General features: G+C 36.4%; 20 protein-coding genes and 2 tRNA genes. 11 read left to right on the top strand and 11 right to left on the bottom strand.

Annotation, left to right across the window (positions count from 1 at the left end; translation table 11 throughout):
- Positions 1-774: 774 nt before the first annotated feature.
- The 4 genes from thrS (at position 775) to rplT (ending at position 4003) form a co-directional block, all read left to right on the top strand.
- A complete protein-coding gene (gene thrS / locus ACFSQP_RS12545) occupies positions 775-2712 on the top strand; it encodes a threonine--tRNA ligase (protein WP_376895033.1) in 1938 nt (645 codons plus the stop codon).
- A gap of 29 nt (positions 2713-2741) precedes the next feature.
- Positions 2742-3296, top strand: a complete 555-nt coding sequence (gene infC, locus ACFSQP_RS12540; protein WP_376895041.1) for a translation initiation factor IF-3 — start codon at positions 2742-2744, stop codon at positions 3294-3296.
- A gap of 70 nt (positions 3297-3366) precedes the next feature.
- The gene (gene rpmI / locus ACFSQP_RS12535; protein ID WP_376895031.1) at positions 3367-3564 is read left to right on the top strand and encodes a 50S ribosomal protein L35; all 198 of its coding nucleotides are present in this window, start codon (positions 3367-3369) and stop codon (positions 3562-3564) included.
- Between the two features lie 94 nt (positions 3565-3658).
- Entirely contained in the window at positions 3659-4003 is a 345-nt protein-coding gene (gene rplT / locus ACFSQP_RS12530; RefSeq protein WP_376895029.1) for a 50S ribosomal protein L20, read from the top strand.
- A 258-nt stretch (positions 4004-4261) separates the two neighbouring features.
- Here the strand turns inward: rplT and ACFSQP_RS12525 are convergent, their stop codons facing one another.
- From ACFSQP_RS12525 to tgt, 9 genes are all read right to left on the bottom strand, one after another.
- Complete coding sequence (locus tag ACFSQP_RS12525; RefSeq protein WP_376895027.1) at positions 4262-4933, bottom strand: LytR/AlgR family response regulator transcription factor; 672 nt, start codon at positions 4931-4933, stop codon at positions 4262-4264.
- Complete coding sequence (locus tag ACFSQP_RS12520) at positions 4911-6626, bottom strand: sensor histidine kinase (protein ID WP_376895025.1); 1716 nt, start codon at positions 6624-6626, stop codon at positions 4911-4913. Before ACFSQP_RS12520 ends, ACFSQP_RS12525 begins: the two co-directional genes overlap by 23 nt.
- Position 6627: 1 nt before the next feature.
- Positions 6628-7812, bottom strand: coding sequence for an asparagine synthetase B (locus ACFSQP_RS12515; RefSeq protein WP_376895039.1), 1185 nt, complete (start codon positions 7810-7812; stop codon positions 6628-6630).
- A gap of 138 nt (positions 7813-7950) precedes the next feature.
- Entirely contained in the window at positions 7951-8970 is a 1020-nt protein-coding gene (locus ACFSQP_RS12510) for an AI-2E family transporter (protein ID WP_376895023.1), read from the bottom strand.
- Between the two features lie 129 nt (positions 8971-9099).
- Positions 9100-10635, bottom strand: a complete 1536-nt coding sequence (gene dnaB / locus ACFSQP_RS12505) for a replicative DNA helicase (protein ID WP_376895021.1) — start codon at positions 10633-10635, stop codon at positions 9100-9102.
- Positions 10636-10803: 168 nt separating this feature from the next.
- Positions 10804-11757, bottom strand: a complete 954-nt coding sequence (locus tag ACFSQP_RS12500; RefSeq protein WP_376895019.1) for an acetyl-CoA carboxylase carboxyltransferase subunit alpha — start codon at positions 11755-11757, stop codon at positions 10804-10806.
- 150 nt (positions 11758-11907) lie between these two features.
- Positions 11908-12810 carry a DMT family transporter gene (locus tag ACFSQP_RS12495; RefSeq protein ID WP_376895018.1) on the bottom strand — a complete coding sequence of 301 codons (903 nt, stop codon included), beginning with the start codon at positions 12808-12810 and terminating at the stop codon, positions 11908-11910.
- Positions 12797-13873 (bottom strand): LptF/LptG family permease, encoded by a 1077-nt coding sequence (locus ACFSQP_RS12490; protein WP_376895016.1) that lies wholly within the window; start codon positions 13871-13873, stop codon positions 12797-12799. Before ACFSQP_RS12490 ends, ACFSQP_RS12495 begins: the two co-directional genes overlap by 14 nt.
- Before the next feature lie 16 nt (positions 13874-13889).
- Positions 13890-15020 (bottom strand): tRNA guanosine(34) transglycosylase Tgt, encoded by a 1131-nt coding sequence (tgt, locus tag ACFSQP_RS12485; protein WP_376895014.1) that lies wholly within the window; start codon positions 15018-15020, stop codon positions 13890-13892.
- 168 nt (positions 15021-15188) lie between these two features.
- Between tgt and ACFSQP_RS12480 the strand changes: the two genes are divergently transcribed.
- The 3 genes from ACFSQP_RS12480 to ACFSQP_RS12470 all read left to right on the top strand — a co-directional run bounded on the left by ACFSQP_RS12480 (position 15189) and on the right by ACFSQP_RS12470 (position 17699).
- Complete coding sequence (locus tag ACFSQP_RS12480; RefSeq protein WP_376895012.1) at positions 15189-16034, top strand: transketolase; 846 nt, start codon at positions 15189-15191, stop codon at positions 16032-16034.
- Positions 16035-16118: 84 nt separating this feature from the next.
- Positions 16119-17072, top strand: a complete 954-nt coding sequence (locus tag ACFSQP_RS12475; protein ID WP_376895011.1) for a transketolase family protein — start codon at positions 16119-16121, stop codon at positions 17070-17072.
- 42 nt (positions 17073-17114) lie between these two features.
- Positions 17115-17699 (top strand): outer membrane beta-barrel protein, encoded by a 585-nt coding sequence (locus tag ACFSQP_RS12470; RefSeq protein WP_376895009.1) that lies wholly within the window; start codon positions 17115-17117, stop codon positions 17697-17699.
- Positions 17700-17942: 243 nt separating this feature from the next.
- On the opposite strand, the gene ACFSQP_RS12465 is transcribed toward ACFSQP_RS12470, so the two are convergent.
- Positions 17943-18962 (bottom strand): FKBP-type peptidyl-prolyl cis-trans isomerase, encoded by a 1020-nt coding sequence (locus ACFSQP_RS12465; RefSeq protein WP_376895007.1) that lies wholly within the window; start codon positions 18960-18962, stop codon positions 17943-17945.
- Between the two features lie 80 nt (positions 18963-19042).
- Here ACFSQP_RS12465 and ACFSQP_RS12460 point away from each other — a divergent pair, with 80 nt between their 5' ends.
- Complete coding sequence (locus tag ACFSQP_RS12460; protein WP_376895005.1) at positions 19043-19447, top strand: RNA-binding S4 domain-containing protein; 405 nt, start codon at positions 19043-19045, stop codon at positions 19445-19447.
- Positions 19448-19488: 41 nt separating this feature from the next.
- Positions 19489-19995 (top strand): phosphoribosyltransferase family protein, encoded by a 507-nt coding sequence (locus tag ACFSQP_RS12455; protein WP_376895003.1) that lies wholly within the window; start codon positions 19489-19491, stop codon positions 19993-19995.
- Here the strand turns inward: ACFSQP_RS12455 and ACFSQP_RS12450 are convergent.
- Positions 19987-20502, bottom strand: coding sequence for a shikimate kinase (locus tag ACFSQP_RS12450; RefSeq protein WP_376895001.1), 516 nt, complete (start codon positions 20500-20502; stop codon positions 19987-19989). The genes ACFSQP_RS12455 and ACFSQP_RS12450 overlap by 9 nt on opposite strands.
- Positions 20503-20630: 128 nt before the next feature.
- On the opposite strand from ACFSQP_RS12450, the gene ACFSQP_RS12445 reads away from it, so the two are divergent.
- Together ACFSQP_RS12445 and ACFSQP_RS12440 are read left to right on the top strand one after the other, a co-directional pair.
- Positions 20631-20703: transfer RNA gene (locus ACFSQP_RS12445), tRNA-Lys, on the top strand.
- A gap of 54 nt (positions 20704-20757) precedes the next feature.
- Positions 20758-20841, top strand: a tRNA-Leu gene (locus ACFSQP_RS12440).
- Positions 20842-20866 lie beyond the last annotated feature (25 nt).

Raw genomic sequence — 20866 nt, 5'->3', positions numbered from 1 at the left:
TATCTTCTTTCTTGTTACTCGCGCAACAAAAACCGTTTCCAGCTTGTCGCTTAAGCGGGTGCAAATATAATAACTTTATTTCTTACCCACCAAATTTAATTTTAAAAAAAAATAACTTTTTTTACTCCTAAATTTAAATAACAAAACTGTCATGATCGTCTCTAAAAACACTGCCGTTTTTAGCGGCTGCAAACATACAACCTTTTTTATTCCTGCAAAGCTTTTTGTTACTTTTTTTTGAAAATGTTTTTTAAACCGTTTTCAACTTCTAATAACCCGCTTGTCAAAGATCCTAACGCATCATTTCTATACCCTGCGTTAGCGGCTGCAAATATGAAACCTTTTTTTGCTTCCTACAAAGCTTTTTCAATAATTTTTTACCACAATATTCAAGCGTTTTGAATTACAGACCGTTAGCGTCGTGTTTATCGCATTACCCGCTGTTCATTTCGTGGGGTTGCTTAAAGAAAATCCCCTCTAACACCGTCTAAAAAGCGTCTACTTTTAATTTGAGGTAAAAACAGCTTATAAATATAATTAAAATTTTTCACTTTTAGATGTAACCGGCAGCTTTCATTTACATAAAAACACCTATTGCAATTTTAATATAACTAAAAAAGCATTGTCCAATTTCAACAAAACTAAAAACCAAACACCATATTGTGACTTTAAACATAAAACGAATTACATCTTTTACAAATTAATAGACCTATATATATTGTATGTAAATATTTATCCCTTTATATTTGCGCTTCAAAATTTACACCATATATAATGATAGAGATTACCTTACCAGATGGCAGTATAAAGTCGGTTGCACCCGGCACTACCCCAATGGATATTGCAAAAAGCATTAGTCAAGGATTAGCAAGAAACGTTATTTCAGCAAAATTTAACGACACCATTGTTGAAACCAAAACCGCTTTAACCACAAATGGTAGTCTTGTATTATACACCTGGAATGACCCAGAAGGTAAAAAAGCGTTTTGGCACTCCTCTGCTCATATTTTGGCACAAGCTATAGAAATACTGTATCCAAATGCAAAATTGTGGGTTGGGCCAGCAATAGAAAATGGGTTTTATTACGACATAGATCTAGGAGACGAAACCATATCGGATAAAGATTTTAAGCGTATTGAAGATAAAATGTTGGAAATTGCGCGCGGAAAGCACGAATTTACCATGCGTGAAGTGTCAAAACTAGAAGCGCTAGCCTATTACCGCGATTCTAACAAATACAAACTAGATTTAATTGGTAATTTAGAAGATGGCACCATTACCTTTTGCGACCACGATACCTTTACCGATTTATGCCGTGGTGGCCATATTCCAAATACAGGAATTGTAAAAGCAGTTAAAATACTAAGTGTAGCCGGTGCCTATTGGAAAGGTGATGAAAATAACAAGCAGTTAACACGTGTGTATGGTATTTCTTTTCCGAAGCAAAAAGAACTAACAGAATATTTACAACTTCTTGAAGAAGCTAAAAAGCGTGATCACCGAAAATTAGGCAAAGAGTTAGAACTGTTTACATTTTCGAAAAAAGTAGGACAAGGGTTACCATTGTGGCTTCCAAAGGGGGCTGCTCTGCGTGAACGTCTTGAAAACTTCCTGAAACAGGCACAGAAAAAAGCAGGTTATGAAATGGTTATTACACCCCATATAGGGCAAAAAGAACTTTATGAAACCTCTGGCCATTACGCCAAATATGGAGAGGACAGTTTTCAACCTATTTTAACACCTAAAGAAGACGAGGAATTTTTATTAAAACCCATGAACTGCCCACACCACTGCGAAGTATACAATAGCAACCAGTGGTCCTACAAAGATTTACCAAAGCGCTTTGCCGAGTTTGGCACGGTATACAGATACGAACAAAGTGGAGAGCTACACGGACTAACACGTGTTAGAGGCTTTACTCAAGATGATGCACACATATTTTGTATGCCAGATCAATTAGATAAAGAATTTAAGGATGTCATTGATTTGGTTTTATACGTATTTGGCTCGTTAGGGTTTGAAAACTTTACAGCACAGGTATCTTTAAGAGACCCAGAAAAACCAGAAAAATATATTGGTAGTAACGAAAACTGGGAAAAGGCCGAAGCTGCCATACTTAACGCTGCCAAAGACAAAAATTTAAATTATGTTGTTGAAACAGGTGAAGCCGCATTTTATGGCCCAAAACTAGATTTTATGGTAAAAGATGCCCTAGGCAGACAATGGCAACTTGGAACCATACAAGTAGATTACAATCTACCCGAGCGTTTTGATCTTACTTATAAAGGTAGCGACAACGAACTGCACAGACCCGTTATGATTCATCGCGCACCGTTTGGCAGTATGGAGCGTTTTGTTGCTATTTTACTGGAGCATACAGCAGGAAATTTCCCGTTATGGTTAGTACCGGATCAGGTTATTGTGCTGTCTATTAGTGAAAAATATGAAAAATACGCTCAAAAAGTTTTAAATGTGCTAGAAAATAACGAAATTCGCGCCCTAATCGACAACAGAAATGAAACGATGGGTAAGAAAATTCGGAAAGCCGAAATGAAAAAAATCCCATATATGATTATTGTTGGAGAGAATGAAGAACAAGAAAATAAAATTTCTGTTCGCCAGCATGGTGGGGAAGATTTGGGTATGATTACCATAGAAGACTTTAAAACCCTGTTAAATAGCGAAATAGAAAAAACCTTAAAGCAATTTTAAAAAATAAGTTAAACTAAAATTATAAAGCCATAGCAATACGTAGAAGAAGACAAGCTCCTCGCAGAGTAAATCAAGAAGATCAGCACAGAATCAATTCTAAAATTAGAAATGAAAAAGTGCGTTTAGTAGGTGATAATGTAGAAGTAGGAATTTATCCAACCAAAGAAGCCTTGGCCATTGCCGATGCACAAGGTTTAGACCTTGTTGAAATTTCACCTAAGGCGGATCCTCCTGTTTGTAAAGTAATGGATTATAAAAAGTTTCTTTACGAACAGAAGAAACGTGAAAAGGTTTTAAAAGCAAAAGCCTCGAAAGTTGTTGTTAAAGAAATTCGTTTTGGTCCGCAAACAGACGATCACGACTATGAATTTAAAAAGAAACACGCCGAAAAGTTTTTGCAAGAGGGCGCAAAATTAAAAGCCTTTGTGTTTTTTAAAGGACGGTCTATTGTTTTTAAAGAACAAGGCCAAATTTTATTATTGCGTTTAGCACAGGATTTAGAAGATTTAGGTAAGGTTGAACAAATGCCTAAATTAGAAGGTAAACGAATGACTATGTTTATTGCCCCAAAAAAAACGAAATAAACAAAGCTTGGATACAAAACCAAGTTTGAATAACATATAGTAAGCGAAATAACTTAAACTAGGAAAACAAATGCCTAAAATGAAAACAAAATCTAGTGCCAAAAAAAGATTTAAACTAACTGGTACTGGTAAAATAAAAAGAAAGCACGCTTTTAAGAGCCATATCTTAACAAAGAAATCTAAAAAGCGCAAGTTAGCATTAACGCATAGTACTTTGGTACATGCCAACGATGAAAACAGCATTAAAGAACAATTACGATTAAAATAATTGTAAAAACGTTCGGTTAAAATTAATTACAAACCCTGGAGTTAGGCTCAAAAAGAATCTAAATTAGATCGCCTACTACAAAAAAATTTAAATTATGCCAAGATCAGTCAATTCTGTTGCCAAAAGAGCCAGAAGAAAAAAAGTTATTAAACAAGCCAAAGGTTATTTTGGAAGACGTAAAAACGTTTGGACAGTAGCCAAAAATGCGGTTGATAAAGCGATGCAATACTCGTACAGAGACCGCAGAAACAAAAAGAGAACATTCCGCGCACTATGGATTCAGCGTATTAATGCTGGTGCCAGACAACACGGTATGTCTTATTCGCAGTTTATGGGTAAACTAAAAGCTAATAACATTGAATTAAACCGTAAGGTTTTAGCAGATTTAGCTATGAATAACCCAGAAGCGTTTGCGGCTGTAGTAAATAAAGTAAAATAAGGCGTTTCGCCTATTGTAAAACATATTTCGCTTATTATTAAACCGAATCATTCCTGATTCGGTTTTTTTTGTGCCAAAAAAAACAGCGAACAACCACAATTGGTTCTCGCTGCCTTTAATCAAATAAAAGGTTCCCTTTAAAACCTTTTCTAACTAAAATGGTTTCCCACTGGAATTAATAGCTTACAAAAGTAAAGATACTATTGGGCTAATTAAATTGATAATTTATGTGTTAAAACACGCCATTTTGTATGCAAACTACTGCCTAAACTGTTTTGCGTAGGTTCTAGACAAGGGAATTAATTGCGTATCCACCAAAATGGAATTAGCCGAAACACGGCGGATATAAGTTGTGTTAATTACATACGACCGGTGTGTTTGTTTAAACGTATCTATAGGCAATTGCTTTGCAATAGCGTTTAACGACTGCCTGATAGTGTATTTTTTAGACCCAGAACAAATATTGCTATAATTACCGTTCGCCTTTATAAAAATAATATCAGAATACGGAAGACTAACCAAGTCGTAACCATCTTTAAACTGAAAGGTTTGCAATTGTTTTTTCTGGATAGTTAAATTTACTGTTGCCAACACATCCAATGGTTTAATGGGCTTTGTTAAATAAGCAACCGGATTTGTTTTGCAGGCCTGCCCCATTAAATGTACGTCTAACTGGCCAGTAACAAATATAACCGCAGCTTCATTGTTTTTTTGTTTAGCCAATTCAATTCCCGCATTCGTACCCTCCAAATTTATATCCATTAACACAATATCTGGTTTAAACAGGCGCATTTGGTATTGTGCAGATTCTACATTATGGGCCATTTTTACATTACAATACTGATTGTCTTGTAAAATTTCAGCAATATAATCGGCAATGAGTATATCATCTTCAACAATAAGTATTTTAGTTTGTAAATACTCCTTCATTTTTATAATTCTTTTTAAATGAAAACATAAAACCTGTGGCCGTATCAATAATATATACTATTTGCAACTGTCGGCATATTTTATCAATTAATTTGGGGGCTATTGCAGCGTTTATAGCGTTTTGGCCATTATCCTGATAATTAAAATGTAGGGTAGCCTCCTTATACCGCAACTCAAATAAAATACGTTTATTGGTTTGGTTAGTAAAAGCATGTTTTACAGAATTAATAGCCAACTCGGTAAACAATAACCCAAAGTACATGGCAAAATCGATTGGAATTTTAACCGCATCTGCATGAAAAATCATAGTTATTTTCTGCTCCTTAAAAACCTCATGAAAACTACTATTTACATCGTTCAGATATGTACACGCATCAACCCGCTTTTTATCTTCATGCTTATATAAGTGTTTATGCAGCATTGAAATAGCATCTACCTTTGTTAAAATACTTTGAAGCTGAAATTTGTTTTGAGTACTTGCTTTTTTTAACTGATCGGTAATAAGGATAACTACCAATTGCAAATTATTATTTATGCGGTGATTGGCCTCACTAAGAAGAAAGGCATTTTCTGTAGAGAGTTTATGAAGTTTTTTATTACTTTTTTTCGCTTTTTTAAGAAAATAAATTGTGAGACAAATAACAAATATGGCTAATAAAAACATACCCATACCAATATAGAAATTGGTTCTACTAGAGGCCAAGGCCTTATTTTTCTGGGCTATTTCCAACTGATTTATCCTAATCTGATTTTCCTTTTCCTTTAGTTTATGGCGCTCCTCCAACTCCAAGACAAAGCGATCGTATTCCTGAAAATCGTATTTTTCTTTTAATTTAGAGCGTAGTAAAAGGTATTCGTAAGCCTTCTTATAGTTATTTAACTTTTGGTAAGTTTCAAAAATATTGGTGCTTATAATGATACTATTATACGCTAAATGATGTTTTGTTGTGAACGCTAGGGCTTCTAAAGAAATTTGCAGCGCCTCATCCAAATCCTTATTTTTAATTAACGCATTTGTGTAATTTATATACACATCTGCCTGGTGCTGAATAAGTTTATTGCTCTGGGCAAAATCCAATAACTGCTTAAAATAGATTAAAGCTTCTTGCAAATTGTTTTGCCTGTAATACACATTGGCTATTTCTAAAGATGCATAAAAAATAGTATCTAAATCATTAGCTCTTTTTGCCAAATCCAACGCTTTATTAGCGTATACCAAAACAGAATCTAACTGACCAAAATGCTGGGAAAAAATTGCAGCACGTCTGCCATAATAAGCAGCTTTATAAGCATCAGGAATATGGGTGTTATGTAAAATTCTTTGCGCCTCCTGCTGATTTTTTATAGCGTCTGCATATAACCCTCGTTTTCTATAAAACTCCATCATTTTTACATGATATAAAAATTCTAAATCGCTGGCATTTACAAGGTCAATTTTTGCTTTAGCTTGCTGCAGGTAATTATAGGTTTTAGAATAATTTAATTGTAGTTTATAAACATCGGCTAAACCAAAAAGCAGGCCAATTTCCACCTTTTCTTGTGTGGATTTCGCTAATTGAGCGTTAAAGTAGGATATGGCGTCATCTAATTTATTTTCGTAAATTAAACGCGTTCCATGATGTAATATGGCGTTGTTTTGCGCGGATAGCACAAGGCTTGTAAACGATAAAAGAAGTGTAAAATAAAACTTCATTTTAAGTTTTTTGTTTCTTCTTTCTAGCTGCAGGAAACAAAACATTATTTAAAATTAACCTGTAACCTGGAGAGGTTGGGTATAAATCTAATTCTGTTTTAGGGTCGCCAACTTTATGCGTATAATCTTCCGGATCGTGCCCTCCATAAAAGGTAAAAAACCCTTTCCCCTTAACACCGTGAATATACCGGGCCTCGCCATTGGTTTTGTTTTCGCCCATAACCAATACGTTTGCTTTAATTTGATCGCGGTTATAGGCCGTTGTTTGCCCCATAAAACCTTTAACTAAAGCCGTATGATTTTGACAAAGCATGGTTGGAATAGGATCCCATTTGGCAGAAAAGTCCATTAGAGTGAAATAATCGGTCATTTTTGGAATTTGACGCCTACTGGTCATATCTATAGAGGCGAATTCGTACACATTTGGATTGCGTTCTAAAATAAAATCGGTAAAAGCAAAAGTCCTACTGTAATCAAGTTTACTTTGGTAATTGGCCTCGCTGGGGTCGCCATCAAACATAGGTTCGCATATATCTACACCATCGGCGGCCAGTGCAATATCAAAACTATCGGTTGCACTACACATGGCAAACATAAATCCGCCGCCAATTACATACTCTCTTATTTTGTTGGCCACTGCTAGTTTCTGTTCAGAAACCTTGCTAAAGCCCATGCGTAAGGCCTCGGACTCGGCTGTTTTTTTCTCTTCAATATACCAAGCGGCCGTTTTATAATTACCATAAAACTTTCCGTATTGGCCGGTAAAATCTTCGTGGTGTAAATGCAGCCAATCGTAAAGTAACAGGGCATCGTTTAAGACCGCTTCGTCGTAAATTGTTTCGTAAGGAATTTCGGCATAGCTTAAAACCATTGTAACCGCATCGTCCCATGGTAAGTTTCCTTTTGGCGAATACACGGCGATTTTAGGCGCTTTTTCTAAAATTACAGACTCCATATTTTTACTCGGACTTGCAATTTCAGATAAAATTGCCTCCGCTTTGGCATTGGATACAACTTCAAAAGAAACACCCCGTATTTGGCACTCGCGTCTTATACGTTCTGTATCGGGCATTAAAAAGGACCCACCTCTGTAGTTTAATAACCAATTAACCTTAACCTGATTATTAAGTGTCCAGTACGTAATACCATAAGCCTTAAGATGATTTTTTTGGCTTTCCGCATCCATAGGAATTAAAATATAGGAGGCAAAGCTATTAAGCGATAAAAACAGTAGCAATAAGAATGTTAACTTTTTCATAGTTGAAAGATACAGAAAATAAGCACCTTTCAAATTTATTTAAAAAAAAATTAACCTGCCAATACCTTAATTTTCGCCGGACAATAAACTAGCTATTACTTTGGTGCTACTAAACTGCTCCAACATAATTTTAATGAAAACCGTAATAGGAATGGCCATAATTAAGCCGGGTACACCCCATATAAAGCCCCACAACATAAGCATTACCAATACAGTAATAATATTTAATGAGAAAGATTTACCCATAAAAACAGGCTCTAAAATAGATCCAAATAACACTTGTACACCGGTTATGGAAAGGATGAAAAAGAATAATATACTGGTTGGATCTAACTCTATAAAGGCGAAAGCAGACAGCAATACAACCGTAATAATAGAGCCAACCATTTGAACAAAATTGATAAGAAAAGCAAATAAACCCCAAAAAATAGGGAAGCTAACATCAAAAAACAAACATGCCAAGCCGGTTCCTATACCGGTTGCCAAACTAACTAAAAACTTAACTTTTACAAACTTTATTAAATCCTTTTCAATTTTTAAAAACGTTTTTACAGACGTGTGTTTAAGTTTTAAAAGGGTATTGTTTAGAGCACGCTGAATGTTTATGGATTCTGCCAACCATAGGACAACAAAAAAGGCCGTCATTAAAATCATGGTAACCGTTTTACGCACAAAATCCAAGGTTAAACTAATGGATTCCTCGTGAATAAAGTTTTTAACCAGACTTTCTTTACTATCAATTTCAACACCAAATGTATCTTGAATGGTAAGCAGTAAGGCATCCAACTTGTCTTCGGCTTTTACAAAAAATTCAGTTTCCGAGTTTAATATTTCTCTACTGGAAAGCTGCACCAGTTCGGCACCAATTTTTAATCCTGCTGCAATTAATAAAACCACGACCAAAATACTAACTGGTTTTGGGATATTTTTTTTCCCAAGCCAGCGCATTAGTGGTAAAAACAGTAAAGCCACAAACATGGAAAAAATTAAAGGAATAAAAATAAAGGACAATATTTTTAATAAGTAAAATACTATCGGAATTACAATTATGGTTAATAGTAAGTTGGTTGTGCGCAACTGATTCATAAAAATACCCTGATTTAGAAAACTGCAAAATTACAAGAAAAAAAGCTGTTTGCTTCCAAAAACCTGCAACATTTTCGAAACTATCCTAATAACAATTACATTGGTACAACATACGAATTAAAACCTCTTTTAAAAAGGAACATCGTCATCGTCTGGCCCACCAAAGGCATCGTTTGCCGAAGGAAAATGATCAGATTTAAAGGTATTATCGTTGGCAGCTTCGTTCATTTTAGAATGAAATTCATGATCGAATGGTGTATCAAAATCATCCAAATTGTCAAACTTACCTAGGTTACCAATAAATTTCAAACGAATATTATCCAATCCACCATTTCTGTGTTTGGCTATTATAAATTCGGCTTGACCTTCGGTAGGCGATCGTTCATCGTCGTCCCATTCGTCTATTTTATAGTACTCTGGCCTGTAAATAAAGCTAACAATATCGGCATCTTGTTCAATGGCTCCAGACTCCCTTAAGTCGGACAATAACGGACGCTTACTACCGCCACGTGTTTCAACGGCACGCGATAGCTGCGACAGGGCAATAACCGGAATACTTAGTTCTTTTGCTAATGCCTTTAAGTTTCTGGAAATAGTGGATATTTCTTGCTCACGGTTTCCTCCTTTCTGACTACCACCAGCAGTCATTAATTGCAAATAATCCACCATAATAAGTTTAATGTCATGCTGCGACGCTAAACGTCTGGCTTTTGCACGCAAATCGAATATGGATAAGGATGGCGTATCGTCTATAAACAAGGGCGCTTTTTCTAAATCTTTTACTTTTACGTTTAGTTGTTCCCACTCATGTTTTTCCAGTTTTCCAGTTCGAAGTTTTTCTGAAGACAACCCCGTTTCGCTAGAAATTAAACGCATAATAAGCTGAACTGAAGCCATTTCCAGCGAGAAAAACGCAACTGGAATGTTTTGATCTACTGCAATGTTACGCGCCATGGAAAGCGTTAAAGCTGTTTTACCCATACCTGGACGCGCCGCCACAATAATTAAATCGCTTTCTTGCCAGCCCGACGTTAACTTATCCAACTTGGTAAAACCGGTTGGAATACCACTTAAGCCGTCTTTATTTGATATTTCCTCAATTTTCTTTTTAGCCTGAATAACTAAACTTTGTGCCGTTTCGCTCGATTTTTTAATGTTACCTTGGGTAACTTCGTAAAGTTTGGACTCGGCTTTATCTAGAAGATCAAAAACATCTTGTGTTTCATCATAGGAGTCTTCAATTATTTCACTGGAAATTTTTATCAGACTGCGTTGAATAAATTTCTGCAAAATAATGCGTGCATGAAACTCGATATGTGCCGAAGATGATACCTTTTGTGTTAAAGAAATGAGGTAAAAATCGCCTCCTGAAACATCTAGTTTCTGATTTTTCTTTAATTGACTAGAAACGGTTAATAAGTCTATTGGTTCACTATTTTCGAATAGCTGAAAAATAGCTTCAAAAATATGTTGGTGCGCTTCTTTGTAAAAGGCTTCGGGGCTTAAAATATCAATAACCTCATCGACACCTTTTTTATCTATCATCATTGCACCTAACACAACCTCCTCTAAATCAACAGCTTGAGGTGGAATTTTACCTTTCTCTAGGCTTACTAGAGTGCTTTTATCTATGGGATACCCTTTTATTTGCTTTGGTTGATTCATGTTAGCGAAAGTAATTAAAACAAAGCTATAATAACAGCTTTGGCACCGTTACGTTGTTAACCGTAAGTTAACAATTTAACTGTTAATAAGTTGATTTTATTGTTAATAAGCATAAAAAAATCTGAAACTACATATTTCAGATTTTAAGAGTATAAAGTATGAAAAGGATTAGCCTTTAAAGACACCCATTTCAAGATATTTATCCATTCTGGTTTTTACCAAATCTTTTGGTGATAAGTTTTTAAGTTCTTCAAAAGATTTTAAAATAGCTTCTTGAACGGATAAGAATGTGCTTTCACGATCTTTGTGGGCACCACCCAGTGGTTCCTTAATAATTTGATCTACTAATTTCATGCGCTTCATATCTGTTGCCGTAAGTTTTAAGGCAGCTGCCGCTTGTTCTTTATATTCCCAGCTTCGCCATAAAATGGATGAGCAGGACTCTGGTGAAATAACCGAATACCAGGTGTTTTCAAGCATTAACACCTTATCGCCTACGCCAATTCCTAACGCGCCTCCCGAAGCGCCTTCGCCAATAATAACGGTAATAATAGGCACTTTTAAACGGGTCATTTCCAGAATATTTCTAGCTATAGCCTCGCCTTGCCCCCGTTCTTCGGCTTCCAAACCAGGATACGCACCTGGGGTATCTACGAAGGTAATAACAGGAATACCAAATTTTTCGGCAGACTTCATTAAGCGTAAAGCCTTTCGGTAGCCTTCAGGATTGGCCATTCCAAAATTTCTGTATTGGCGGGTTTTGGTATTGTACCCCTTCTGCTGCCCAATAATCATGAAACTTTGATCGCCAATTTTTCCGAGTCCGCCAATCATGGCTTTATCGTCTTTTACATTTCTATCGCCATGGAGTTCCAAAAACGATTCGCCACAAAGCGCCTTCACGTAATCTAGCGTGTAGGGCCTACTAGGGTGACGAGACATTTGAACCCGCTGCCAAGGTGTTAAATTCTTATATATTTCTTTTTTAGTAGCAATTAATTTCTTTTCTATTTGCTTACAGGTTTCCGTAACATCTACCTCACTTTCCTTACCTATAATTTCGCACTTTTCTAATTGTGCTTCTAGCTCTTTTATTGGAAGTTCAAATTCTAAATATTCCATAGGAATTTTTAATTTAAATTAGTTAGCCTACAAACCTACATATTTTTTTTGTTTTTATACGGAACAAAATAAACGAAATATTAGTCGTGCATAATGCTTTTTTCAAAATTACTAATTACCAAATACATACTTATAAGTGCTAGTTTTTGCTTAAACCAAGCCTACTTTGGCTCTTTTGCGTTTCCTGTTTTTAAGTAATCCGTTTAGCACCACGACACTAATAATAATACTAGCACCAATGTAAAAATTTAAACTCATTTTTTCTTTTTCTGGAAAAATAAGTAGGGCTAAAATGATACCATAAATAGGTTCCAAATTATAAGTAAGCACGACGGTAAATGGTGTTATATAGCGCATAACATAAACCGATGCTATAAAGGCATAAGCAGTACAAACAGATGCCAAAATAAATAAGTACAGAATGTCCGAAAGGTGAATGGCAAAAAATGCTGGAGAAAATCCGTTGTCCGCAAACAACAAGTAAATTGTTATAAATGCCACACCACTAACAAACTCGTAAAAAGAAATGACGGTAGCCGAATGATGCTCCAAAAATTTACCATTTAACACCGCGAATAAAGACGACAAAAAGGCTGAAACAATACCTAAAACAATGCCTAACCAATAATGCCATTCGCTTTGGGTTATAAAAACAACCCCAACTATAACCAGTAAACCGAATAAAATTTCGTAGGAAATAAGTTTGCGCCTGTAAATTAGAGGTTCAATAAACGATGCAAAAAAAGCTCCTGTAGAAAACATGGCGAGCGTTATGGAAATGTTAGAGACTTTTATGGCCGCAAAAAACGTAATCCAGTGTAAAGCAATAACAATACCTGCAAAACTTAATTTTAAAATAAAACTAAAAGGAATATTTATTTTGGCTTTTGAAACATATACGTACAAAGCCATTAAAACCAATGCCATAAGCATGCGGTACCACACCAACGCAACAGCTTCCACGGAAATAAGTTGCCCAAGAATGGCTGTAAAACCAGCAATAAAAACCAATACGTGGAGGTGGGCGTAATTTTTAAGCTTATCGTTTAGCATTGTATAACAGATAGGCTGCTAATATAGCAAATATAACATTTGGGAACCACACTGCTACCAAAGGTGGAAAGTCTGATTGCGACGCTAGTACTCCAAAAATTTTATCGAAAAACACAAATACCATGGCAATACAAATACCAAACGCCAAATTTACTCCCATACCACCGCGGCGTTTTATGGAGGATACAGCAACGGCAATTATAGTTAAAATAAATATAGATACCGGTAAACTCCAGATACGGTATTGTACTAGCTTATACCTATTAATATAGGACGAACCTCGCGCCTCTTCCTTTTTTATAAACCGTATTAATTCGGAATACCGTAATGTTTCGGCAATGTATTCTACGGGTGTTAAATCTTCTAAATCGAATGAAAAAATAGTGTCTTTACGTCTGGCTGTTTCTAGTACATCAGCGCCTTTGCCAATTGTACGTTTTACATAATTGGTTAACCGGTACGTTGAGTCTTCTTCTATATAACGAATAGAGCCTGCTGTAATTTTATGCAGCATTTTGTCGTTTTCAATATATTCCAATGAAAAATTCTGACCCAATTTTTGTTGCGCATCAAAACTGCTAACAAAAATAATAGTATTGGCATCAATTTGGCGGTAAACGTTTTGGTTGTCTACGGCGCTTTTATTTTTTTTAAGGTATTTATACGTAAAATCGTTAAATCCTTTACTGGCTTCTGGAGCCAAATAAAGTCCTAATACTAGGGCAAACACCGATACAATAGAAGCACCAATTAAATACGGTCTTAAAAAACGCGCAAACGAAACACCCGAGCTTAAAAACGCAATAACCTCTGTATTGTTGGCTAGTTTGGAGGTAAACCAAATAACCGATAAAAACAAAAAAAGCGGAAATAATAAATGAGCAAAGTAGATTGTAAAATCTAAAAAATAAAGCATAACCTCGCCAAAAGGTGCTTCATTCTCTAGAATCTTCCCAATTTTTTCGGCCAGATGCACGGTTATACCAATTGGAATAAAAAGCAGCAACATTATTAAAAATGTAAACAAATAGCGCTTTAGTATGTACCAGTCTAATATTTTCAATGTTATCCTTTCAATTTTAAAGTCTGTTATCCATTTGTTTTACCATTTTGGTTTTCCAGGCGGCAAAAGTACCTGCTAATATTTGTTTTCTGGCCTCACGCACTAACCACATGTAAAAACCAAGGTTGTGTATGGTTGCAATTTGCTTTCCTAGCAATTCGTTTACGGTAAAAAGGTGTCGTAAATAGGCTTTGCTATATTGGGTATCGACGTAGGTTATACCCATACTATCTATTGGTGAAAAATCTTCACGCCATTTTACATTTTTTATGTTTATGGTGCCATGAGCCGTAAAAAGCATGCCATTTCGGGCATTTCTTGTTGGCATGACACAGTCGAACATATCCACTCCAAGCGCTATATTTTCAAGAATGTTAATTGGTGTTCCCACTCCCATTAAATAACGAGGCTTATCCTGTGGTAGTATTTCGGTAACCACCTCGGTCATCTCGTACATGGCCTCGGCTGGCTCGCCTACAGATAACCCGCCAATAGCATTGCCCACAGCTCCGGCGTTAGCAATATACTCCGCCGATTGCTTTCTTAAGTCTTTGTAGGTACTTCCTTGAACGATAGGAAAAAATGCCTGATTATAATCGTATTTTAAAGGTGTCTTTTCTAAATGATTAATACATCTATCCAGCCACCTATGCGTCATGTGCATGGAGCGTTTTGCGTATTTGTAATCGCATGGATACGGTGTACACTCATCAAAAGCCATAATAATATCGGCACCAATAGCGCGCTGAATTTCCATAACACCTTCAGGCGAAAAAAAATGATAACTGCCGTCTATATGACTTTTAAATTTAACACCTTCCTCTTTAATTTTTCTGTTTGCAGAAAGCGAATACACCTGATACCCTCCAGAATCGGTTAAAATATTCCTATCCCAATTCATAAATTTATGCAACCCACCTGCTTTTTCTAACACATCGGTTTGCGGACGCAGGTACAAATGATAGGTGTTTCCTAAAATAATATCCGGATTTATATCTTCCTTTAATTCCCGTTGGTGCACGCCTTTTACCGTACCTACGGTACCCACCGGCATAAAAATGGGTGTTTCAATGGTACCGTGATCTGTGGTTATTTTTCCAGCGCGTGCTTTTGTAGTTGGGTCTGTATGTTTTAATTCGAAAGTCATATTTGCATTATCATGAAGGAGCAAATATAAATAAGATATTAGGATGTCGTTCTTAATTAAAACAAAATTGTTAGCAAATGCGTGTAAATCGTTAATAAAAGCCCATTAACGGCCTTTATTACTGCTTATAAAATCTTATTTTTGTGACTTAAAATAAACAACACAAACATGTCGAACACACAACATTTAGAAGATTTAACAACCCAAGTTCGCCGCGATATTTTACGCATGGTACACAAGGTAAACTCGGGACATCCTGGCGGCTCTTTGGGCTGTGCCGAATTTTTTGTGGCACTTTACCAAGAAATTTTAGACCGAAAAGACACGTTTAATATGGACGGAATTGGGGAAGATTTATTCTTTTTATCTAACGGTCATATTTCGCCGGTGTATTACAGTGTTTTAGCCCGTTCTGGCTATTTTCCGGTTTCCGAATTAAATACATTCCGTTTAATTGATTCACGTTTACAGGGGCATCCAACCACTCACGAAGGCTTACCAGGTGTAAGAATTGCATCAGGATCATTAGGTCAAGGTATGTCGGTTGCTTTAGGTGCAGCACAAGCAAAAAAACTAAACGGAGATAGCCATTTGGTATACAGCTTGCATGGCGATGGAGAACTTCAAGAAGGTCAGAATTGGGAGGCTATTATGTACGCCGCAGGAAATAAGGTAGATAATATTATTGCTACCATCGATTTAAATAATCAGCAAATTGATGGGTCTACAGACGATGTATTACCAATGGGAAGCCTTAAAGCAAAATTTGAAGCTTTTGATTGGACCGTTGTAGAAATTGAAGCCGGCAATAATATTGAAGCCATTTTAAAAGGAATGGCTGAAGCTAAATCAAAAACTGGTCAGGGCAAACCAGTTTGCGTACTACTTAAAACCGTTATGGGCAATGGCGTCGATTTTATGATGCATACACATGCTTGGCACGGAAAAGCGCCTAACGATGACCAATTAGCAAGTGGTTTGGAACAAAACCCGGAAACTTTAGGCGATTACTAAAGCTGCTGTTATAAGCTCTTTTTAAAAAACAGAGCGTTTAAAACATGTATTAATAAAAAAGACACCCACCATAGTGGAATTACGATGAAAACATACACAAATACAGGAAATAAAGACACCCGTTCAGGTTTTGGAGCGGGCCTAACAGAACTAGGAAAAACCAACGAGAATGTAGTTGCCTTATGTGCCGATTTAATTGGCTCGTTAAAAATGGACGCGTTCAAAAAAAATCATCCAGAACGTTTCTTTCAAGTAGGCATAGCTGAAGCAAATATGATTGGTATAGCTGCTGGTTTAACCATTGGCGGTAAAATACCCTTTACCGGAACATTTGCCAATTTTTCAACGGGTCGGGTATACGATCAAATTAGACAAAGTGTGGCCTACTCTGGAAAGAATGTGAAAATTTGTGCATCGCACGCGGGTTTAACTTTAGGGGAAGATGGTGCCACACACCAAATTCTAGAGGATATTGGCCTAATGAAAATGCTTCCAGGGATGACCGTTATAAATCCGTGCGATTATAACCAAACCAAAGCTGCTACTTTGGCTATTGCAGAACATGAAGGTCCAGTTTATTTGCGTTTTGGCAGACCAAGTGTTCCTAATTTTACCGCAGCCGACCAACCTTTTGAAATTGGGAAAGCCCTGCATTTAGTAGAAGGGACCGATGTTACTATTATTGCTACAGGCCATTTAGTTTGGGAGGCTTTAGAAGCGGCTAAAGCACTAAACGAAAAAGGGATATCTGCAGAGGTTATTAACATTCATACCATTAAACCTTTGGATGATGCCGCTATATTAAAATCGGTTGCCAAAACGGGCTGTGTCGTTACGGCAGAGGAACATAACTATTTAGGTGGTTTAGGCGAAAGTGTATCGCGTGTGCTTTCAACCAATAATCCGGCGCCACAAGAGTTTGTAGCCACCAATGATACTTTTGGCGAATCTGGAACACCAGCACAACTTATGGAAAAATATGGTTTAAACGCTAATGCCATTATAAAAGCAGCCGAAAAGATTATAAAAAGAAAATAAATACGTAAGTTTCACGTTTAAAACACTTTAAAACCTTATTTTATGAAAAAGCTTGTTTTTGCTCTAGTGCTTCCGTTAGCTTTAACCTATTCCATTCAAGCCCAAAACGCCAAAGGCTTGGGTATAAAAGGAGGATTAAATTACAGCGGTAACGGTAACTATTACGAATCGGCAGTGAGCGCGTCGGAAAAACCAGACAGAAATTTAGGATTTCACTTTGGTGCTTTTTACAAAACAGGCGGTAAATTTTTTGTGAAACCCGAGCTTGTTTACACCCAAACAACCAGTGCTTACAAGCAAGGCGACTTTAAAATGCAAAAACTAGATGCGCCATTACTGGTGGGTATGCGCATATTTAAATTTGCCAATGTGTTTGCTGGTCCTGCTTTACAATATATTATTGATAGTGAATTTAACAAGATTGCTATTAAAGATATAAAAAACGATTTTACCGTTGGACTCAATGTTGGTGTTGGCGTTAGTTTTCAAAAAATTGGCATAGACCTGCGTTACGAGCGTGGCCTAAACAAAAATGAAGCGCGTTTTGTTACCAATAACGGTTTAAACACTAGCCGCATTGATACACGACCAGATCAGTTAATTTTAAGTTTGTCCTTTTCGCTGTAAAAGCGGTTTTACTTGCACAAATACTTTACTAAAGTCTCGTGGTAGTAAAAGGTATTTTAAAGATACCCGAAACTAGGTAATTTTAAACCTAACTTAAAACAATCTGGCTACATGGCTCAAGCCGCATGATCATGAATAAGATGCGTGTATTACTTACCTAAAAATATATGATAAAAAAAACCGCAATTAATGCGGTTTTTTTTGTGTTTAATATGCTGCCTTGTATTTTTTCAAGGCTGTCTTTTACGGCAATGGGATGGTATTTTTATCCAAATAATCTGGAATGCCGTCGTCGTTTCTATCGGTAACAATAACTGTTTTTATGGTTATCTGACCGTTGTTTTCAACGCGTGTACGTTCAAATTCATTTTCGGCTAATACGGGTTCTGGATCGCCCATCATAATTATATATTCGGCGTAGTCCAATTCGTCTCGAGTTAAATAACCGTCGCCATCATCATCGTTATCAATAAAATTTGGAAGCAAATCGCCATCGGTATCGTCATCGTACGGATTTCCATTTTTATTTAAATCTTCCATATAGGAGAAAATGGCGTCTACATCATGATCTAAAATGGTACGTTTAAACACATTAAATTTAAAAATAATAGGTGAATACCCCGGAACACCATCTAGCGGCTGATTAAAATAGCCCAAACCAGAAGGTATAAAAACAGCCCCAATTCCATGATTTCTATAGGTAACGGTACCATCGGTATTTATGGTAAAATCGTTGCTTGTTTTAAACTGAATAACCCCTTGCTGAAAACCTGTTACAACACCAAGCTGTGTACCTACGGTTAGCAAATTAAATTGTGTTTCGTTTACCGCACTATCAAAAACAAAGTTATCGGCAACACTTAAACCTTCGTAAGTTAAGGTTACTTGGTCTGAAAAATGTACTTCATTGCCCAAGCCCTCCCTAACTTTTAAATAATATAACGTGTAGTCCACTCCATCAAAAGGATACACAATGGATTCCACCATTTCTATTAACGGTATTTTATCGCTATTAGCGCCTGCTATAGTATCGAAAACAATCTGAAATTGATCGTTTTCTGGACTGTATGGATCATTTTCCTGAAAGGCTTCATAATTATAAAAATGTGTTCGCAAGTAAGTTTCAATTTCTGCAATATCCTCTTCATAAACCTCTGTAGCGTCTCTTAACGGCACCTCTTCACCAAAATCATCATCTTTTTTACAGGCTGTAAAAACAGTTAAAAGCCCGATACTTAAAAGTAAAGTTTTTCTTAAATTCATTATTACTTATTTTTGCGAGCAAGATACAATTTTTAAATAATTTTGTACAAGAAGATTAACGTAGTTTTTAAACGAATTATATGCGAGTAGATAAATTTTTATGGTGTGTTAGGTATTTCAAAACAAGAACTATAGCTACAACAGCTTGTAAAAAAGGCCATGTAAAAGTAAACGGCGATACGGTAAAACCCAGTCGGGAAGTATATGCCACGGACAAAATTGAGGTACGTAAAAACCAAATTCACTATACCCTTACGGTAAACGATTTACCTGCCAACCGTGTAGGCGCAAAATTAGTGGACATTTACCGAACGGATACCACACCCAAAGAAGCTTTTGAGGCTTTGGAATTATTAAAATACGCCAAAGACTACTACCGCAAAAAAGGAACGGGTAGGCCGACTAAAAAAGACAGGCGGGATTTGGAAGATTATACCGAGGATTTTGATTTAGATGAACCCAATGAAAATACGCCCGATTTATAAAAATTAGTAATTTCTGTATTACCTTTGAAAAAACACCAATTATGGAAATAAGCAACAACAATCGCATTTTAAATCACGATGAAATAGTTCATAAAATAAGACGCATAGCCTATCAAATTTATGAGCATAATGTAAATGAAGCTTCTGTTGTTTTAGCCGGAATAGATAAAAATGGTTTTTTACTGGCCGAGAGATTACAGGCTGTTTTAAGCGAAATTTCGCCCATTAAACCAGTTTTATGCCGGGTGTACATAAACAAACGAAAACCACTAGACCCTATTACCACATCTGTAGCCCCGGAATTATACACAAACCAATCGGTAGTCCTTATTGACGATGTTTTAAACTCTGGTACCACCCTAGCCTACGGGGTACGTCATTTTTTAAACGTACCGCTAAAACAGTTTAAAACGGCTGTACTGGTAAACAGAAATCATAAAAAATATCCTGTTAAAGCCGATTTTAAAGGAATATCCCTCTCTACTTCGCTGCATGAACACGTAAGCGTTAATTTGGAAAACGACCAACTAGAAGCCACTTTAGCCTAAAAGTTTTAGTAATTGCGTTAAAGTCTCTTCCGGCGTTCCGTTTGCATTTATGCTATAATCCGCTTGATTATAATAGCTGAGTCTTTCAAATAGGTGTTTCCCCACAAACTCGGTTACTGCCGCTTGGGTACCTAAATGCGCTACCAAGGGTCTTTCCGCTTTATTATGAAATAAGCGCTGACCTAATTGAGCAACAGATACGTTTAAATAAACCGTTTTAGCGTTTTCTTGCGCTTTAATAATATCTAAATTACTACCATAACAGGGCGTACCACCTCCCAACGCGTAAACGCCATCAGGTTGTTGTAAAAATGCTGGTAAATAGGAATGTTCTTTTTTCCGAAAATACAATTCGCCTTTGGTTTGAAAAATTTCTGAAACCGACATGTTTTCATTTGCTTCAATAAACTGATCCAAATCGTAAAAAGGCACTTCTAGTTTTTGAGCCAATTTTGGGCCAATTAACGATTTTCCGGAGGTCATATAACCAAAAATAATTATTTTCATAAAACGCTATAAATTGATTATTAAAAAGATAGGTAATTGCAGCGCAAAAAAACGAAAAAAAAGTAAAAAAAAGTATTGTATAATTAATAAATGCTCTTATATTTGCACCCGCAACGGAGAAACAAAACGACTAGGTAGCTCAGTTGGTAGAGCATCTCCCTTTTAAGGAGATGGTCCTGGGTTCGAGCCCCAGCCTGGTCACAAAAAAAAGTTAAGCATTCAGCTTAACTTTTTTTATTTAAAGACATTTTTAATGCGCACGTGGCGGAATTGGTAGACGCGCCAGCTTGAGGGGTTGGTGGACATTAGTCCGTGGAAGTTCGAGTCTTCTCGTGCGCACTTTTTTACTTCGCTTTTATTTTTA

Origin of the sequence: Bizionia sediminis, assembly GCF_042684585.1 — a bacterium.
GTDB classification, from domain to species: domain Bacteria; phylum Bacteroidota; class Bacteroidia; order Flavobacteriales; family Flavobacteriaceae; genus Algorimicrobium; species Algorimicrobium sediminis.
The sequence above is the reverse complement of the archived record's forward strand: the minus strand, read 5'-3'. Positions and strand labels throughout refer to the sequence as shown.

Coding starts and splice junctions, on each gene's coding strand:
- ACFSQP_RS12480 (WP_376895012.1), top strand. CDS start 15,189: ATGTCGAACACACAACATTTAGAAGATTTAACAACCCAAGTTCGCCGC.
- ACFSQP_RS12495 (WP_376895018.1), bottom strand. CDS start 12,810: ATGCTAAACGATAAGCTTAAAAATTACGCCCACCTCCACGTATTGGTT.
- tgt (WP_376895014.1), bottom strand. CDS start 15,020: ATGACTTTCGAATTAAAACATACAGACCCAACTACAAAAGCACGCGCT.
- ACFSQP_RS12525 (WP_376895027.1), bottom strand. CDS start 4,933: ATGAAGGAGTATTTACAAACTAAAATACTTATTGTTGAAGATGATATA.
- ACFSQP_RS12455 (WP_376895003.1), top strand. CDS start 19,489: ATGGAAATAAGCAACAACAATCGCATTTTAAATCACGATGAAATAGTT.
- thrS (WP_376895033.1), top strand. CDS start 775: ATGATAGAGATTACCTTACCAGATGGCAGTATAAAGTCGGTTGCACCC.
- ACFSQP_RS12510 (WP_376895023.1), bottom strand. CDS start 8,970: ATGAATCAGTTGCGCACAACCAACTTACTATTAACCATAATTGTAATT.
- ACFSQP_RS12475 (WP_376895011.1), top strand. CDS start 16,119: ATGAAAACATACACAAATACAGGAAATAAAGACACCCGTTCAGGTTTT.
- ACFSQP_RS12520 (WP_376895025.1), bottom strand. CDS start 6,626: ATGAAGTTTTATTTTACACTTCTTTTATCGTTTACAAGCCTTGTGCTA.
- ACFSQP_RS12515 (WP_376895039.1), bottom strand. CDS start 7,812: ATGGATGCGGAAAGCCAAAAAAATCATCTTAAGGCTTATGGTATTACG.
- ACFSQP_RS12500 (WP_376895019.1), bottom strand. CDS start 11,757: ATGGAATATTTAGAATTTGAACTTCCAATAAAAGAGCTAGAAGCACAA.
- dnaB (WP_376895021.1), bottom strand. CDS start 10,635: ATGAATCAACCAAAGCAAATAAAAGGGTATCCCATAGATAAAAGCACT.
- ACFSQP_RS12450 (WP_376895001.1), bottom strand. CDS start 20,502: ATGAAAATAATTATTTTTGGTTATATGACCTCCGGAAAATCGTTAATT.
- rplT (WP_376895029.1), top strand. CDS start 3,659: ATGCCAAGATCAGTCAATTCTGTTGCCAAAAGAGCCAGAAGAAAAAAA.
- ACFSQP_RS12460 (WP_376895005.1), top strand. CDS start 19,043: ATGCGAGTAGATAAATTTTTATGGTGTGTTAGGTATTTCAAAACAAGA.
- rpmI (WP_376895031.1), top strand. CDS start 3,367: ATGCCTAAAATGAAAACAAAATCTAGTGCCAAAAAAAGATTTAAACTA.
- ACFSQP_RS12470 (WP_376895009.1), top strand. CDS start 17,115: ATGAAAAAGCTTGTTTTTGCTCTAGTGCTTCCGTTAGCTTTAACCTAT.
- ACFSQP_RS12465 (WP_376895007.1), bottom strand. CDS start 18,962: ATGAATTTAAGAAAAACTTTACTTTTAAGTATCGGGCTTTTAACTGTT.